We start from the raw sequence: 17,111 nt of genomic DNA, 5'->3' as shown, positions 1-17,111 counted from the left end.
TATAATATTTGTCAAAAATAAATAAATAAAAATATAGACTTATTAATACATTTTGTTTATACATATCTACAATGTACAGAATATTATAGCAAATTCATTTTTTCTATTAATTACAAAATTACTCCTATTTGTGTTATAATATTGCATTAAGTAAGGAGGTTAAAATCTTATGAATAACGATAATGATAAAAATGGAAATAAAATAAGAAGAAAAAAGGTTAGTTCATCTAGTAACTCAAATAAACCAGTTAATAGAAATTCAGCTAACAAAACTCATTCAACTAAAAGCAAGAAGAAATCTAAGAAAAGCGATAAATTTAAAAAACTAAGAGTATTTGGTATAGTATTTTTAGTTTTATTAGTTGTTGGTGCAGCAGGTACTGCTGGATTAGTATTTGCATCATTAAGAGATGTCTCTCCAGTTACAGAAGCTGTTTTAGACAAGCAAACAAACCAAACAACTACAATTAAATACGCTAATGGAAAAACATTATCTACTGCTCCAAGTGTAAATAAAAAGACACCCGTTCCATTAGATAAAATTTCAACTCATCTTCAACATGCAGTAATTGCAATAGAAGATGAACGTTTTTATGAACACAAGGGTGTTGACATTAAAGGTTTATTTAGATCAGTATTAAAAACTCTTACTGGTACTAAGCAAGGTGGTAGTACTATTCCTATGCAGGTATCTAAGATGCTATTGACTACTGAGCAACAAACTCTACCTCGTAAAATAAAAGATATTTATTATGCATATGAGATGAGTAAGACAGTAAGTAAAGACAAAATACTAGAAACTTATTTAAATAACTTCTTCGTTGGAAAGGGTCTTGCAGGAGCTGAGGCTGGTGCACGTGGTTATTTTGATAAGTCTGCATCTGACCTTACTATAGCTGAGTCAGCACTTCTTGCTGGTTCAACTAAAAATCCATCTAGGTTTTCAGCTTACAAAACTTCTAAATTAGATGGAAATGAAACTAAGAGTGACTTAGAGAATAAGTTGTTATTTTTTGTTAATACAACTGATGATGATTTAGATGACCCAACTCAAGTAGACTTTGATATGATTGAGAAATTAAAAACTTGGGAACTTATATCTAGTGATACTTATAGACAGCTAAAAGCAGGTACATTAGTTGTTAGAAAAGCTATAAACAACCCTGAAGCTAAGAAAAGACAAGAAATTGTTCTAAAGAAAATGTTAGACCTAGGATATATAAAACAAAAAGAATATGATGAAGCAATTAATGCTAAGATAGAAATAAAATTACCTAAATCAGCAGATAAAGTTTCTTCATCTGTAGAAGACCTTATTGAAAGTGAAGTTATAAATGCCCTAATGGAACAAGGACATACAAATGATGAAGCTCAAAACTTATTCTACAATGGTGGTCTAATTGTAAATACAACTATAGACCCTAAAATGCAGGATGCTTTGGAAGAAGAGTTTGATAAAAATAGCAATTTCCCAGGACATATGGTTGGACCTGATGGAGTTAGCCAGCCACAGTCTGCAATGGTAATTTTAGATTACAAAAATGGTGAAATAAGAGCACTAGCTGGAGGCCGAAACATAAGTGGCAGAAAAACTTTAAATCGTGCTACTAGCCCTCATCAGCCAGGTTCTTCTATAAAACCTCTAGCAATTTATACACCAGCTATTGATACTTTAAAGATTACACAATCAACTGCTCTAAATGATGTTAGAGGAGGATATAAATTTGAAGAAAACACTAAATGGAATCCAAGAACTACCACTAGTGGTCATGGCTCTATGAGTTTACGTAAAGCTCTTGCTAAATCTTCAAATACAATAGCAGTTAAAACTGCTGAGATGCTTGGAGATTCTTATGATGAATGTATAGATATAATGATGGACTACTTAAAGAACTTTGGTATAACAACTGTTAAAAATAGCCAAACAGGAGCAACTGATAGACAGTTCCCAGCATTAACACTTGGTGGTATGGCAAGTGGTATTACTCCACTTCAGATGGCTGCTGCTTATGGTACATTAGCAAATCAAGGAGTTTATGTAGAACCATCTATTTACACTACTATAACTACTTTTGATGGGCAATTATTAGTTAAAAACGCTCCTGAAGAGCATAAAGTTGTAGACCCAGAAGTAGCTTATGTTGTTACAGATATGTTAGAAAGTGTAATTACTGAAGGTACAGGTGGTATTGCATCACTTCCTAAAGGAATGCCTGTTGCAGGTAAAACAGGTACTACAAATAGCGCATATGATGCTTGGTTTGTTGGTTATACACCTTATTATGTAGGAGCAACATACATTGGAGATGATGCTGGTAGAAAAGATGATGCTGGTAACACTATAAAACGTAGAGATGTTCCACATGGAAGTACTAGTACAGCAAAACTTTGGCAAAAAATCATGGCAAAAATACATGCAAATTTAACAGTTACTGAATTTGAAGTTCCTAAAAATGTATATTTTACAAAAATTAATTTAGAAGATGGAGGAAAGCAATCTTCTGGCTCTAAAGCAGCATTTATTGAAGGTACTGCTCCTTCTAGAGTAAGTTCTCAGCCATCTCCTGAAGATACAAAGAAACCAGATAATAATCAACAAGAAGAAGAAAACAATAATAACAACAATAATTCAGGTAATAATGGTGGTGGCTCTACTCCTCCTGATAACGGTGGAAATAGTGGCGGTACTACTACTCCTCCTGACAATGGTGGAAACAGTGGCGGTACTACTAACCCTCCTGACAATGGTGGAAACAGTGGTGGTACTACTAACCCTCCTGACAATGGTGGAAACAGTGGTGGTACTGTCACCCCTCCTGATGGTGGTGGAAATACAACACCATAGTTTAATAAAAGATTACATTTAAATATTAATAAATAATTAAAATTAAAATTCAAACAAAAATATAAGGAGTTGCCTCAAAGTGATTTTTAGAAATCCTCGATGAGACACTCCTTTTTTAGTAATTATAATTAATGTGGCGATTGTTATAATATTTATATATTACAAACTATATAAACTTATTACAAACTATATAAACTTTATATTTTTTGCTTATTGTATACCAAAAGTTTGGAATGCGTTTAATTTCCCATATCTTTTGATAAGTATATCCCATTCTTCCTTATCATAAAAATCACACTTATTTACACCAAATAATTTGCCAACTTCAATTGCAAATCTACCAGCTGACTCTAAATCACTAAAATGAGTTGCACCTGTAGCACATCCAGCAACAGGCATTTCTGTAGTAATTGCTACTCCAACTACTGGAGAATTTGTAGCAACTGCTGGCTGTAAAATACTATTCAAGTGATACAGGTCATTTCCATATGGTGTTATATCTTGAATAGATAAAGGAAATACAAATGGAGATTTTCCAGTTACAGTCTGTATAATATCTAAAAGATTATCACTAGTTTTCAATATGTACCCTTCTTTGACAGTTGGCGATATTGCAAATCCTCTAGTATTGATTATTCTATTACCTTTAGTAGTATCGATTGAAAGTATTGCATCACAACTACTGTCAACTTCATTTTCATTCATAGTTGTCATATCTATTGGTGAATCCATAAAAGGTGTAGGATAATGCTCTTTAGTTGGAGCATCTGGACAAATATGAGTAGAAATTATAATATCTCCTTCTAGCACATCTCCTTTTCGTTGCATATCTAAAAGTTTCGCTGCTACTGAAATTGCTACTAATGCTCCATCACCATCTGAAACAAAACCTATTACATCTGGTCTTGCTCCAATACCTCCAAGTCTGCCTAAAATACCTAGAGTAGGGGCATTTCCTCCGTTTAATTTACCATTCTTACCAGCAATTGTAAGCTTAACTAAGTCTGTAGAACCTTTACTTGATGATAGCTTTTTTACTATTATATTTTCTCCACCATAGCTTTGTAAGTATGTCTTCACTTCTTCTCCACTTGCAGTTGATTTGTCTAAAATGTCATAAACCTCTAATACTTGTTTTAATATCATATTTAGTCTCCTTTCTTCATGTATTTTTTTAGTAATACATTATTTACTGTACAAAACATCTACACCACACATTGCTAGTACTTTAATTGCTTTTATAAGTGCTATTTTCCCTTCTTCGCCACCAGCAGCTACAGCAAATTCTTCTGTATGAGTTGCAGTGTTTTCTTTTAATTTTATATATGCTTGTATTGCAGGTATTTCATGAGTTAAATTTCCAGTATCAGTTGAACCAATACCTTGAGTTAAATCTCTTTCAATATAATCTTCACCCAATACTTCAAAATTTTCTCTAACTATATTTACCAATCTTGAATCATTTTTTATCTCTTTATATATTTCATCTAATTGAATTACTTCTACACTAGTTCCTGTAGAAATTGCAGCTCCCTTAGCACAATCTTTAAGCATATCACAAATTTCATTTAGGTATTCTATACTTAATGCTCTTACATTAAATATAGCTATAGATTTTTCAGGAATTATGTTATGTATACTACCTCCATCAGTTATAATTCCATGTACTCTTGCATAATCTTTAAGATGTAATCTCATGCTATTTACACTATTGAATAATGCTATTACTCCACTTAATGCACTTCTTCCTTCCCAAGGATAAGCAGCAGCATGAGAAGCTTTTCCACTAAAATCAAATTTTAAGTTAACTTGAGCAAATGATATATCATCAGGTATTGAAGCATCACATGGATGTAAAATTAATGCAGCATCTACATCTTTAAATACCCCTTCTCTAATCATAGTTATTTTTCCACCTACTCTTTCTTCTGCAGGTGTTCCAAATACTTTTACAGTTCCTTCTATATCATATTTTTTTATAACTTCTTTTAAAATAATACCCGCTCCAACAGAACTTGTACCTATTATATTATGTCCACAAGCATGTCCCATACCTGGAAGTGCATCATATTCAGCTAGAAAAGCTACTGTCTTTCCACCAGTTCCATTTGAGTAGACTGCCTCAAAAGATGTTTCTAATCCTCCTACACCCTTTGTCACATCAAATCCATTTTCTTCTAATAAATTACATAATGCTTTTTGTGATTTAAATTCTTCAAATGCTAATTCTGGATTTTCAAATAAAGATTTGGATACCTTTTCAAATGATGCTTTTTTCTCATCAGATAACAGCTTTATATCTTCTTTGATTTTTAATTTTAATTCTTTCATACTTACTACCTCCTTAAATCATTCCATTTATTTTTAGAACTGTTTGAGATATAAAAGCAGAACCAAAATAAGTAGATGTCATAACTATAAATGATATAACTACTAGCTTCCAACTCAAAGTCTTTAATATGTCTAATTGGTTACCTACAGAAATTCCTGCAAAAGCTAATAATGGTGTTACTGTAGACATAAAATTGATTTTTCCTATATTACTTGCTATAAAATCTCCAACTGGTGATATTGGAAGTGATAATACAAACGCAACTAAAGTCGCCCATGCAAAACCTGGTAAATTTGGTCTCTTAACAAAATTCTTTATTACAATAGCAATTATTACTAATATAAACCCAAATACACTTCCAATCAACAAATCTTTAGCCTGTGTTTTAAGTGCTATAGCCTGTCCAAAGCAAATAATAATATATATGAACATTACTATTTTTATCTGTTCCATAATAGTCTTCAAAGTCTTTTCCATCTATACATCCTCCATTATAAGACATCTCTTGTTTTTGTTTTTTTTCTACTTCTAAACTTCTCAATAATCGGAGCCACTTTACTATAATAATAATTAGCAACTGGTAATGATAAAAATAATTCTATGTATATTCCAGTAACAGCTGTAATCAATCCACTGGTAGCTGAATAAGCTAAAATCTGTTCAGACATATTTGGGACAGTATTCATCAATGATGCTGTTGCAGCCCCCATCATAGAACCACTTCCCATTCCTGATGCCATTGCTAAAGCATATGGATGAAAGCCTATAAGAACACCCAATGGTGCCAAAAATGAAAATAATAATGTTCCAAAGATACTACCACTTATATAAGTTCCCAATGTTCCTATACCTTCTGGTGAATTTAATCCATACTTATCCCCAATAATTCCTAGTGCTGTGTCACGACATAATGAAAAAGTCCCTCCTAATGCACTTCTTCCAAGACCTAGTGCTACTCCAACAGGTAATGCTATCAACATTGTACCCATATGACCAAACTCTTGTAATAAAAGTGCTGGTCCTGCTTGAAGTAATATACCAACTTTAGGACCTGCATTAATTCCAAACATTATTCCTAATGGATATAGAGTTAAAGATAAAAGATATGGAGATACATTTATTTCATTATCTCCTATAAACTTTTTTAAAGCTGGTATAACCCTTCCTAACAAATGAGGGGAAACAGCCATACCTATAAAGATAGCCCATAGTATACTAAGTAAAGTTATATTAATACCCATAACTTTAAATGAAATAGGCCCAATTAATTCAGCCAATACTGTAATTATACAGGCTGCTATCAGAGCATTTTTAATTCCTTTCATTTTTATACCTCCTTGCAATTTTTATAATTTTCTTACAATATAAGTATTAGTGATTTAATTATATATTCTCTCATCGATAATGTATAATATAAATGTTTCATTATTTTTATATGCTTTTAGTCATAAAGCAAAAGGAGGATTAAGCATCATGGATTTATTACAATTAAAATATTTTCAAGTTGTAGCTTGTACTGAAAATATGACTAATGCTGCTAAGCAATTACATGTAACACAGTCAGCACTTAGCAAAAGTATAGCTCTACTTGAAATGGATTTAGGTGTAAAATTATTTGACAGGAAAGGAAAATCTATTAAATTAAACTATTGTGGAAATATTTTTCTTAAAAGAGTTGATTCTATACTTAATTTATTAGATACATCAACTAAAGAAATAAAAGATTTAGCTTGTAGTGAATTTGACCAAATCAAATTAATCGTACTTACTGCATCAGGGTTAATTTTAGATGTACTTAGTGAATTTAAAAAATTACATCCAAATATTTCATTCAAATTAATGCAACATATTCCAAAATCAACATTTGACTACGATTTTGATATATGTATTACTTCATATTGCTTTGAATTTAAGTCATCAAATTATGAAGTATTAACTAGTGAAGAAATATTTATAGGTGTACCTTACAGCAATCCACTATCAGAGCTTAATAGTGTGTATTTTAAAGATGTACAAGATGAGAATTTTATATGTTTAGATGAAGGTACAAATTTCAGAAAAATTACAGATAGATTTTGTAACTATGCTGACTTTGAACCTAATGTAGGTTTTGAATGTGATTCTCCTTCAACCGTTTATAATTTGATAAAAGAAGGTCATGGAGTTGGATTTATTCCTGAAAAATCATGGTGTATAGATTATGAATCTTCTATTAAACTATTACCTATTAATGATATAAGATGTGAGCAATTTATTGAGCTATATTGGACAGATAATAAATTTTTAAACAAGTCAACAAGAATGTTTATTGATTTTATAAAAAACTATCTTAATGAAACTACTTAAAAAATAATAAATCTCAATGTTGTACCGAGACTCAAAAGTTAGATTTTATACTGGAATGAACTTTCATTCCAGTATTTTTATTTATTCAAGTTTTTATTGATATTAAATTCTATAATCAACTGGATTACTTTTAGTCTTTTATTCTATTAACGCTGTTTCTTATAATTAGTCTTGGATAAAGTTTTCTTGGGATATGTTCTGTGCTCTTTTTATTTATTGTATTTACTAAACTATCTACTCCATTTTTTATAACTTGCTCTCTTGGGTCATCTATTGTCGATAAGTGTGACCTAAAGTAAGATATTAATTCAATATTATTATATCCTATTACAGATAAGTCTTCTGGTACATTTATACCATAAGTAGTTTTTAATTCTTGTATTATAGAAATAGCTGGTACATCTTGTTGCACAAATATAGCTGAAGCCTTTTTTATTTTATCAATATGATTTCTTAATAGTTCAACTTGAGATTCAAAATCCATTTTAGATTCAATTACATCTGTCTTTAAATTAGCTTCTTCCATAGCATTTAAATACCCTTTGGTTCTATCTTCATGCATTTTTGAACTCTTATCTTCTGAAGTTATTGTTATTATATTTTTATGACCATGGTCGATTAAATGTTTAGTAGCTATATAGCCTCCATATACGTTATCGTCCCAAAAGAAGTTATCTACCTCTCCTACAAAAGATGGCTTAAAATATATGAATACGTGTGGAAAATTATTGTCTTTTAAAAACTCATACTCTTCTTTTTTTATTGATTGAGACACTATTACTAATCCATCAACCATTTGTCCATTAACCATTTTATAGACATTACTATCACCACTAATGTTGTTATTGGGCTGTATTATAAAGTCGTACTTATTAGTCTCAATAGAATTTATAGAACTGTCCATTATATCACTAAAAAATTTTCTAGTGTCTTGATGATTAAAATTATTTGAAAAGATTACCCCTATTCTATTTGTTTCTTTTTTTGCTAGATTTCTCGCATTTACATTAAAATGAAACCCTAGCCTGTTAGCCTCTTCCACTACCTTCTTTTTTGTTTTTTCAGATACATTAGGATTATTGTTTAAACACCTAGAAACAGTTGAATAGCTAATGCCTAGGTTCCTTGCAATATCTTTAATAGTTACCATCTTTATCCCCTACTTCACTTCATTTTATTTTTGCTAATATAATACTACACCATGTTGTAAATAATTGTCAACTTGATTATGTAAACGCTTGTAAGTATAAAAAAATAGGTAGAATCTAAAAAGATATCTACCTACTTTATACAAAAAATTATCATATATTTAAGTGGTTTTATGGTTTTGCTTTTGGTGTAAATACTACCGACATAATATATCCAAAAAATATAGCTGCGGCTATCCCACCAGCTGTAGCAGTTGTTCCACCTAGGAAAATACCTAAAAATCCATCACTTTGTATTGATTTTATTACTCCTTTGGCAAGTGAATATCCAAATCCTATTATAGGAACTGTTGCACCTGCTGCTGCAAACTTAACTAATGGTTCATAAAGTCCTAGAAAAGTTAAAACTACACCAGTTGTTACATATGTCACCATAACATATGGAGTTTGCATTTTAAAGTAGTCCATCATTACTTGAGCTATTAAACATATAATTCCACCTACAATAAATACTCTTACGTATTCCATTAACATATATATCACTTCCTACTCATTTACTATTACTACTGCATGTGCAACACAAGGTATTGTTTGCTTTTGTAGTGTACTTGTTGGTGATAATAGTGCTCCTGTTGATACAAGCATTACTTTGTTAAATTCTTTTTTTCTTAATTTTTCATATATATATCCTGCAAATACTGTAGCTGAACATCCACATCCACTCCCACCACAGTGAACATCTTGCTCTTTAAGGTTAAACATTTCTATACCACAATCAGTATAACACTTTGAAATATCTACACCCTTCTCTTTCAAAAAGTCTTCTGCTATTTGTTTGCCAAGTGTACCTAAATCGCCAGTAGCAATTATGTCAAAGCTATTTGGGTCATCATTAGTATCTTCAAAATAAGAATATATAGTATCTATTGCTGCTGGAGCCATGGCTGGTCCCATATTATTACCATCATCAATACCTTTATCTATTACTTTTCCAACTGTAACATATTTTACTTTAGGACCTTCTCCATTAGGAGCTAATAAAACACTTCCTGCTCCTGTAACTGTCCATTGAGCTGTCATTGGCTTTTGATTTCCTAATTCTAGTGGAAATCTAAATTGTCTTTCTGCTGTACAATAATGGCTTGATGTTCCTGATAGCACTAAATCTGCAAAACCACCATCTACAAGCATAGAACCTATGCAAAGTCCTTCTGCCATTGTAGAACAAGCGCCATATATACCCAAAAATGGAATTGCTAATTCTCTTGCAGCAAAAGATGCTGGTACTATTTGATTGATTAAATCCCCGCCTAGCATATAATTTACATCTGACAGTTTTTTTCCTGCCTTCTGTATGGCTTTCTGAGATGCAGTCTCTACCATTTTACTTTCAGCCAATTCCCAAGTTTTTTCACCATATAAATCATCAGTCATAATCATATCAAAATAATCTTTTAATGGTCCTTCACCTTCTTTAGAACCTACTATAGTACCAGCTGATATTATTGTTGGTTTATTCTCTAGCTTGACTGTTCTTTTTCCAATTCTTTTATTTTTCATATTTTCACACCTTTTTAATTTTGCATTTTAATATTTAATTTTTTAATATTAATTAAAATCTGCATGATTATTTCCTAACTAACTACTTCCATAACTATTTTTCAGATTTCATATCTTCTTCATAATTAATAAAATTTAAATTAAATAAAAATCCTCTAAAACATCTTAAAAATATAATAAATAATTCCACATAAAATAGAAGAACCTATACCATAAACTAAAACTGGCCCTGCAATTTTAAATAAGTTTGCACCTACACCTAATACATATCCTTCTCTTTTATACTCCATAGCAGGAGATACTATTGAGTTAGCAAAACCTGTTATTGGTATTATAGAACCAGCTCCTGCTCTTTTTCCGATTAGGTCATAAACTCCTAATCCAGTTAGAAATGCCCCTATAAATATCAGTGTTATTGATGTAGCGGAACTAGCACCTAATTTATCAAGACCTCCAACTTTCATGTATAAATCACTTATGGCTTGCCCTATCATACAAATAATTCCACCTACAATAAATGCAAGTGTATAGTTTTTTAAATATGTAGGTTTTGGGCTTATTTGGTCTACATATTTTTTATAATTTTTATCCATACTAAACACCTCTCTAAAGTATTATTTGTTAATTTTAAAAAAATAAACCTATTATTTATTTTAGACACTCAAAGTTTTGTCAAAAAATAAAAAAGATGCCTAATAAAGAAAATAATTTATTTTCTATCATAAAGACACCTTGTTTTTTAATATTTTTTATTTGAACTTATAATTCTTTAATAGTAACTTAAAAACTTAATATAAAAATTCTAAAAAGTTTAATATATCATAAGTATTATCATGATATATATTCCTTTAACTTAGATAATACTTTTTTCTCTATTCTTGATACTTGAACCTGTGATATATTGAGCATTTCTCCTATTTCACTTTGAGTCATATCTTCAAAATATCTGAGAACTATTATTTGACGTTCTCTCTTATCCAGTCTTCCAAGTATATCCTTTAATAATATATTATCTACAACTTTTTCTTCCTCACTTTCTCCTTTCATGCTTATCTTATCAATAAGGCATATTGGAGAACCTTCTTCTTCATGAATAACACCTTGCAAATACTCTACATTAAAATTAGCTTCCATAGCCATTACTAAATCTTCTTTTTCTACATCTAATGCTTGAGCTATTTCTTCTATACTTGGTTCTCTGCCTAGCTTTTTAGTTAAAGCTTCACTTTCCATCTTGGCCTTTACAGCTATTTGCTTCAATGACCTTGATACTTTTATCATACCATCATCTCTTAAGTATCTCTTTATTTCACCTAGAATCATTGGTACTGCATAAGTAGAGAATTTAACATTAAATTTAGGGTCAAATTTATATATTGATTTTATTAAACCTATAGAACCTAATTGAAATAAATCTTCTCTATCATACCCTATATTTAAAAATCTAGATACAACGCTCCTAACTAGACCTAAATTACTTGATATTAATATTTCTTTTGCCTCTTCATCTCCATTTTGAACTTTATCAATAAGTTCTAGAGTCTCTTCATGACTAAGAAGAGGTTTTTTTTCTTCTCTGGCAACAGTTACTTCCATAATAAAACCTCACTTTTGGACTTTATTTAGGCAAATTTATTTTTTTAGTCATTTCAATTCTAGTGCCATTATCTTTTCTAGAACTTACCTCTACATCGTCCATAAAGCTTTTCATAACTGTGAATCCCATTCCTGATCTATCAAGTTCTGGTTTTGATGTATAAAGTGGTTCCATTGCCTTCTCCACATTTTCTATTCCATACCCTTCATCTTCAACTACGATTTTTATAGTATTTCCCTCTATCTCACATTTCAAAAAAACAAACTTAGAACTGTCTTCTTCATATCCATGTATTATAGCATTTGTAACAGCCTCAGAGACAGCAGTCTTTATATCAACTAATTCATCTACTGTTGGGTCTAATTTTGCTGCAAATGATGCTACTATAACTCTTGCTAAACTTTCATTTTCTGATAGTGCCGAAAATTTAACTTCCATAATATTATTCATCACATACTCCTCCCTACAAAGAACTTAGAGCTTCTTCATACGTATCATAAATGCCAATAATTTTATTTAACCCAGATAAATCAAAAATTTTCTTAACTCGTGAACTTATATTAATTACTGAAACTCGTCCCCCTTCATTAGAAATTTTTTTATATCTACCTATGATGACACCTATACCTGAAGAATCCATAAAATTAATATTTCCAAAATCAAATACAACATTTTTTACTTGATTAACACTTAATAAGTTATCTATTTCTTCCCTTATTTCATTAGCTACATGGTGGTCTAGTTCTGAGCACATAAATTCTATGTATAGATTCTTATGTTCTAAGGAATATTTTACCATCAAAATCCCTCCTTCAATAGTTTTGTAAAAATAGTAACTTTTAATCAATTCTATAATCGCATTTCTATTCCTTCAATGAAATTTAACTAGTTTTGTCGTATTATTTCTACCATCGTTTCATTATATGTTACTTGACCACCAATATCAGATATACCAGTATCTGTTAAACTATTAGGATTGCCATGTTTCTTCCACCATCCAACATACATTTTTACTATATAATCACTTACTCCACTATCTATATTTATCTGTACATCTATTTTTGTTTTTTTTGACTTTAAAGTTACAATATCCTTATTGTTAACACCTATTTTTCTAGCCATAATTTGATTTATATACGCTTGAGCTATAGATGTCTTATCCATAAAGTGTTGACTAAACAAAGTATCTGCATGGTGATTAGTTAGCAGTCTAAAAATATTTTCCCTATTTTCATCTTCAAAGTTTCTAGTTTTATTACTTATATACACTGGAATTGGACTAATTCCTAAATCTCTTATCCTTTCTGAATAAAGTTCATATTTTCCAGATGGAGTTTCGAACTTCTTATCTTCCCAAGCAATAGGATTATGTATAGTAAAATAACTATTTTTAAGTTTCTCTATATCTAGACTTTTCTCAAAACGTTTAAGTGGCTCAATTACTTTTTCTAAGTATTCTTTTTTTGTTACAAAAGGATAACCTTCTAGTTTCATCTTTTTAGCTAACTCCATAAAAAAATAATACTCATCCATCAATTCATGCTTTGGTGTTACTGCTCTTTCATTGTATGTTATATATGGATTGGTCATTGAACTATAAATTATATCTTCACTTTCAAGCGTATTTGTACAAGGTATAAATAAGTCACATAAAGTAGCTGTGTCAGTCATAAACATATCAAAGCATACTTTAAATTCAATCTTTGAAAAAACTCTTTCTAACTCTACTAAATCTGGCAATTGATTTAACATATTACTTTTAGTTATTACTGCCATCTTTATAGGAATATTTCCTTTTAGTGATTTACTTGACATCTTATCAAACTTGTTCAATGTATTATTTGGTTTCTCTAATGTATTATTAACTTCATCTGATATATTGTCTTTTAAGGATTCTTCTATAAACTTGCTAATATTACTTACATAAAACTCCCTATCTTCGCCATATGATTGGCTATTATAAGGGTCAGCATCTATCATATTTGGATAAACCTTATTAGCATAATTCACTCCACCACCACTAAATCCTATTTGACCTGTTATAGCTCCTAATGCATCTATCGCTCTTATTGTATTTCCTCCATTTTTATACTTTTGAAGACCATAACCTACATTTATACTTGAATATTTATTAGCATATAAATCAACTAATGCACTTATATCCTTTTCTTTAACACCACATTCATCACATAAAAAGTTTAAATCTAGTGAATCCAAATATTTTTTATATTCCTCAAAACCAACAACATACGAATTTATATATTCTTCGTCCTGCAGGTTATCTTCTATTATAATTTTTGCCATAGCCATAGCTAATGCTCCATCTGTTCCAGGGTTCACTTGTATGTACTTATCTGCAATTTGAGCAGTCTTTGTATATATAGGGTCAATGACTACTATTTTTATCCCTTTTTCTTTGGCTTTTTTAATTATTTGCATAGTATGAATGGTAGTATATGCTGGATTTTTTCCCCATATAAATATACTCTTGCTGTTTAGCATATCTTCTATAGCATGTCCCTTAGCTACTCCAAAGTCATACTTTTGGGCATGCATTCCTGCACTCCAACATGGCCCACCCTTATGCCTACTAACTCCTCCATAAAAATTAAAAAATACATCTCCTATATATTTTAATATAGACCCACTTCCATATTGGTCATAGTGCATAATAGACTTTGATGTATAATGTTCTTTATAAAATAGGAGTTTATCTGCCATTATCTCTAATGCTTCATCAAAAGAAATCTTTTTCCATATACCATCTACCTTTAACATTGGAGTCTCTATCCTATCTTTATGATTTAATCTATCTAAATGAGCAAACCCCTTTTTACATATAAATCCTTTTGTATAAGGATGATTTCTATCTCCTTCAATTTTTATCACATTATTTCCTTTAGTATAAACATTAAATTTACAACAATCATGGCAATCTAGTGTACATCCATGACTTAATTTCTTTATTGTATCCATAAAATATCTTTATCTCCTTATAAAAGTTACATATTCACTATATTTTCATTAAATTTCATATACTTAAAATACTCTGTTTAAGACATAAGTATATTTTATCAAAATAAATTTAAAAATACCTTATAAATATGATATTCATATAAAATTACTTTTAAGCAAATTAAATTGAGAAAGTACTATGCTATCATTAGAATTACAAGAAAATGAGGAAAAAGGATATACAGCTATTGAGCTATGTGCTGGTTTCGGCAATGAGGGTATTTATAGAATTAAAAAGGCTGTTGGACCTAAGGTTGCTGTGGGTGCAGTTAAATTTGATTTTCATCCAGCTTTTGGCTTTAAGAGTGGCGATGAAAGATTCTAGTAAGTGGTGTTTTTCTCTATACATGTACCTATCATAAAGTGATAAATCAATCTCTTACTTCCCATTATCAAATGAAAATCATATATTAATTTTTATTTGATTATTTATTTTCTAATATATTTTTTATACTTATGGAAATAAGGCACAAACAAAATTTAAAATGTCTTTAATAATACTATTATATAAAACAATAAAAGCCTTATGTTGTTGACTCTTACAGATTATTTATCATCTGTTTTGAAAACACATTAGGCTTTTTAAATATTCAATATACTATTTTATATATCTTTCGATTATATTTTTATATACTATATATTATTTTTTCTTTTTATTGGCTTTTTCTATATTAATTTTGTTACCTTTTATCTTAATATCTTTCATTTTTTCAATTACTGTTTTTGCATCTTTTTTAGGTATTTCAACAAAAGTATACTTATCATATATATCTATAGTTCCTACCATTTTACCTGGTATTCCAACTTCTCCAGCTATAGCACCAACAATATCTTTAGCTTGTATTCTTTGATTTCTACCAATATTGATAAACAATCTAATCATACCATCTTTAGCTCCAGTAGCACCTTTTCTATCTCCACGTTCTCTTCTAGGTTTTTCTTCTATTATTTCTTCTTTCATTTCTTCCCCTAGAGATAACTTAACAAGTGCAGCAGCAATATCAACCATTGCATAATCTTCATCATTACAGAAACTTTCTAACCATTGTAATTGTTTAGTTAAATGACCTTCTTCTATAGTTTGTTTAACTTGTGCAAAGAAAGAGCCTACTTTTTTCTCTTCAACATCAGTTATTGTTGGTATATTATGCTTGATTAATTTAGATTTAGTATATCTTTCTATATCTTTCATCTTTCTCATTTCTTTTCCAAATACAAAAGTAAATGACATACCTTCTCTACCAGCACGACCAGTTCTACCAATTCTATGAACATAGTACTCTTCATCTTGTGGTAAATCATAGTTAAATACACATTCAACATCATCAACATCTATACCTCTAGCCGCAACATCAGTAGCAACAAGTATATCTATTGTACCATTTCTAAACTTATCCATTACTATATCTCTTTGTGTTTGTTTTAAGTCACCATGTAATGCATCTGCAAAATATCCTCTTGCTTGTAAATCTCCTACTAACTCATCTGCTTTTCTTTTAGTATTACAGAAAACAACAGATAATTTAGGGTCATACACATCAACTAATCTACATAATACTTCCAATTTATTTGATGATCTAGTTTCTATATAATATTGTTTTGTATTTGAAACTGTAAGTTCTTTTCTAACAACTTTTATATGTTCTGGGTCTTTTTGATATCTCTTAGTTAAATCTAAAATTCCTCTTGGCATAGTTGCTGAAAAGAAAGTTGTTTGTCTTTCTTCAGGAATCTTACTTAAAATCATTTCTATGTCTTCTCTAAATCCCATATCTAGCATTTCATCTGCTTCATCTAGTATAATCATTTTTACATTATCCATCTTTAATGTTTTACGATTAATATGGTCTATTGTACGTCCAGGTGTACCTATTACAACTTGCACACCACTCTTTAGAGATTTTATTTGTCTATCTATTGGTTGACCACCATATATAGGTAATGTCTTTATTCCGTGCGAGTATTTAGCTAGTTTTCTTATTTCTGTAGATACTTGTATTGCAAGCTCTCTTGTTGGGCAAAGTACTACAGCTTGTAAACTTCTATTATTTGGGTCTATTGTTTCTAGTATAGGTATACTAAAAGCTGCTGTTTTCCCCGTACCAGTTTGTGCTTGTCCTATAACGTCTTTACCTGACAAAATTGCAGGTATAGACTGTGCTTGTATAGGAGATGGCTCTTCAAACCCCATTTCAGCTATAGCTTTTTTTATTCCCTCACTTATTGGTAAATCTTCAAACTTTGTTATATTCATATATTATTCCTCTC

The 17,111-nt window shown here is 30.2% G+C and carries 16 protein-coding genes; 3 read left to right on the top strand and 13 right to left on the bottom strand.

Annotated elements, in window-relative coordinates; translation table 11 throughout:
* Nucleotides 1–169: 169 nt before the first annotated feature.
* Entirely contained in the window at nucleotides 170–2,845 is a 2,676-nt protein-coding gene (locus tag IC175_RS09060) for a transglycosylase domain-containing protein (RefSeq protein ID WP_227835916.1), read from the top strand.
* Between the two features lie 210 nt (nucleotides 2,846–3,055).
* On the opposite strand, the gene IC175_RS09055 is transcribed toward IC175_RS09060, so the two are convergent.
* From IC175_RS09055 to IC175_RS09040, 4 genes are read right to left on the bottom strand one after another with little or no spacing between them, the layout of a single operon-like run.
* Nucleotides 3,056–3,991, bottom strand: a complete 936-nt coding sequence (locus IC175_RS09055) for a DUF1177 domain-containing protein (protein ID WP_227433395.1) — start codon at nucleotides 3,989–3,991, stop codon at nucleotides 3,056–3,058.
* 39 nt (nucleotides 3,992–4,030) lie between these two features.
* Nucleotides 4,031–5,176 carry a M20 family metallopeptidase gene (locus IC175_RS09050; protein WP_227433396.1) on the bottom strand — a complete coding sequence of 382 codons (1,146 nt, stop codon included), beginning with the start codon at nucleotides 5,174–5,176 and terminating at the stop codon, nucleotides 4,031–4,033.
* Nucleotides 5,177–5,189: 13 nt separating this feature from the next.
* Nucleotides 5,190–5,654 carry a hypothetical protein gene (locus tag IC175_RS09045; protein ID WP_227433397.1) on the bottom strand — a complete coding sequence of 155 codons (465 nt, stop codon included), beginning with the start codon at nucleotides 5,652–5,654 and terminating at the stop codon, nucleotides 5,190–5,192.
* A 14-nt stretch (nucleotides 5,655–5,668) separates the two neighbouring features.
* Nucleotides 5,669–6,502 (bottom strand): DUF3100 domain-containing protein, encoded by an 834-nt coding sequence (locus IC175_RS09040; RefSeq protein ID WP_227433398.1) that lies wholly within the window; start codon nucleotides 6,500–6,502, stop codon nucleotides 5,669–5,671.
* Between the two features lie 148 nt (nucleotides 6,503–6,650).
* On the opposite strand from IC175_RS09040, the gene IC175_RS09035 reads away from it, so the two are divergent.
* The gene (locus IC175_RS09035; protein ID WP_227433399.1) at nucleotides 6,651–7,523 is read left to right on the top strand and encodes a LysR family transcriptional regulator; all 873 of its coding nucleotides are present in this window, start codon (nucleotides 6,651–6,653) and stop codon (nucleotides 7,521–7,523) included.
* 130 nt (nucleotides 7,524–7,653) lie between these two features.
* Here IC175_RS09035 and IC175_RS09030 read toward each other — a convergent pair whose 3' ends face one another.
* From IC175_RS09030 to IC175_RS08995, 8 genes are all read right to left on the bottom strand, one after another.
* Nucleotides 7,654–8,673, bottom strand: coding sequence for a LacI family DNA-binding transcriptional regulator (locus tag IC175_RS09030; protein WP_227482987.1), 1,020 nt, complete (start codon nucleotides 8,671–8,673; stop codon nucleotides 7,654–7,656).
* 169 nt (nucleotides 8,674–8,842) lie between these two features.
* Nucleotides 8,843–9,205, bottom strand: coding sequence for a stage V sporulation protein AE (gene spoVAE / locus IC175_RS09025; protein WP_227433401.1), 363 nt, complete (start codon nucleotides 9,203–9,205; stop codon nucleotides 8,843–8,845).
* Nucleotides 9,206–9,217: 12 nt separating this feature from the next.
* Nucleotides 9,218–10,231: a stage V sporulation protein AD gene (gene spoVAD, locus IC175_RS09020; protein WP_227433402.1), complete on the bottom strand. Its 1,014-nt coding sequence runs from the start codon at nucleotides 10,229–10,231 to the stop codon at nucleotides 9,218–9,220.
* Between the two features lie 155 nt (nucleotides 10,232–10,386).
* Nucleotides 10,387–10,824: a stage V sporulation protein AC gene (spoVAC, locus tag IC175_RS09015; protein ID WP_021425350.1), complete on the bottom strand. Its 438-nt coding sequence runs from the start codon at nucleotides 10,822–10,824 to the stop codon at nucleotides 10,387–10,389.
* A 238-nt stretch (nucleotides 10,825–11,062) separates the two neighbouring features.
* Nucleotides 11,063–11,827 carry an RNA polymerase sporulation sigma factor SigF gene (gene sigF, locus IC175_RS09010; protein WP_227433403.1) on the bottom strand — a complete coding sequence of 255 codons (765 nt, stop codon included), beginning with the start codon at nucleotides 11,825–11,827 and terminating at the stop codon, nucleotides 11,063–11,065.
* A gap of 22 nt (nucleotides 11,828–11,849) precedes the next feature.
* Complete coding sequence (gene spoIIAB / locus IC175_RS09005; RefSeq protein ID WP_227433404.1) at nucleotides 11,850–12,278, bottom strand: anti-sigma F factor; 429 nt, start codon at nucleotides 12,276–12,278, stop codon at nucleotides 11,850–11,852.
* A gap of 13 nt (nucleotides 12,279–12,291) precedes the next feature.
* Entirely contained in the window at nucleotides 12,292–12,627 is a 336-nt protein-coding gene (gene spoIIAA / locus IC175_RS09000; protein WP_227433405.1) for an anti-sigma F factor antagonist, read from the bottom strand.
* A gap of 86 nt (nucleotides 12,628–12,713) precedes the next feature.
* Complete coding sequence (locus tag IC175_RS08995) at nucleotides 12,714–14,804, bottom strand: molybdopterin-dependent oxidoreductase (protein ID WP_227851450.1); 2,091 nt, start codon at nucleotides 14,802–14,804, stop codon at nucleotides 12,714–12,716.
* Nucleotides 14,805–14,982: 178 nt separating this feature from the next.
* On the opposite strand from IC175_RS08995, the gene IC175_RS08990 reads away from it, so the two are divergent.
* Nucleotides 14,983–15,168 (top strand): DUF6506 family protein, encoded by a 186-nt coding sequence (locus tag IC175_RS08990; RefSeq protein ID WP_413927239.1) that lies wholly within the window; start codon nucleotides 14,983–14,985, stop codon nucleotides 15,166–15,168.
* A gap of 315 nt (nucleotides 15,169–15,483) precedes the next feature.
* On the opposite strand, the gene IC175_RS08985 is transcribed toward IC175_RS08990, so the two are convergent.
* Complete coding sequence (locus tag IC175_RS08985) at nucleotides 15,484–17,097, bottom strand: DEAD/DEAH box helicase (protein WP_227433407.1); 1,614 nt, start codon at nucleotides 17,095–17,097, stop codon at nucleotides 15,484–15,486.
* Nucleotides 17,098–17,111: the final 14 nt, after the last annotated feature.

It is taken from the genome of Clostridioides sp. ES-S-0123-01, assembly GCF_020658415.1.
Taxonomy (GTDB): domain Bacteria; phylum Bacillota; class Clostridia; order Peptostreptococcales; family Peptostreptococcaceae; genus Clostridioides.
The sequence above is the reverse complement of the archived record's forward strand: the minus strand, read 5'-3'. Positions and strand labels throughout refer to the sequence as shown.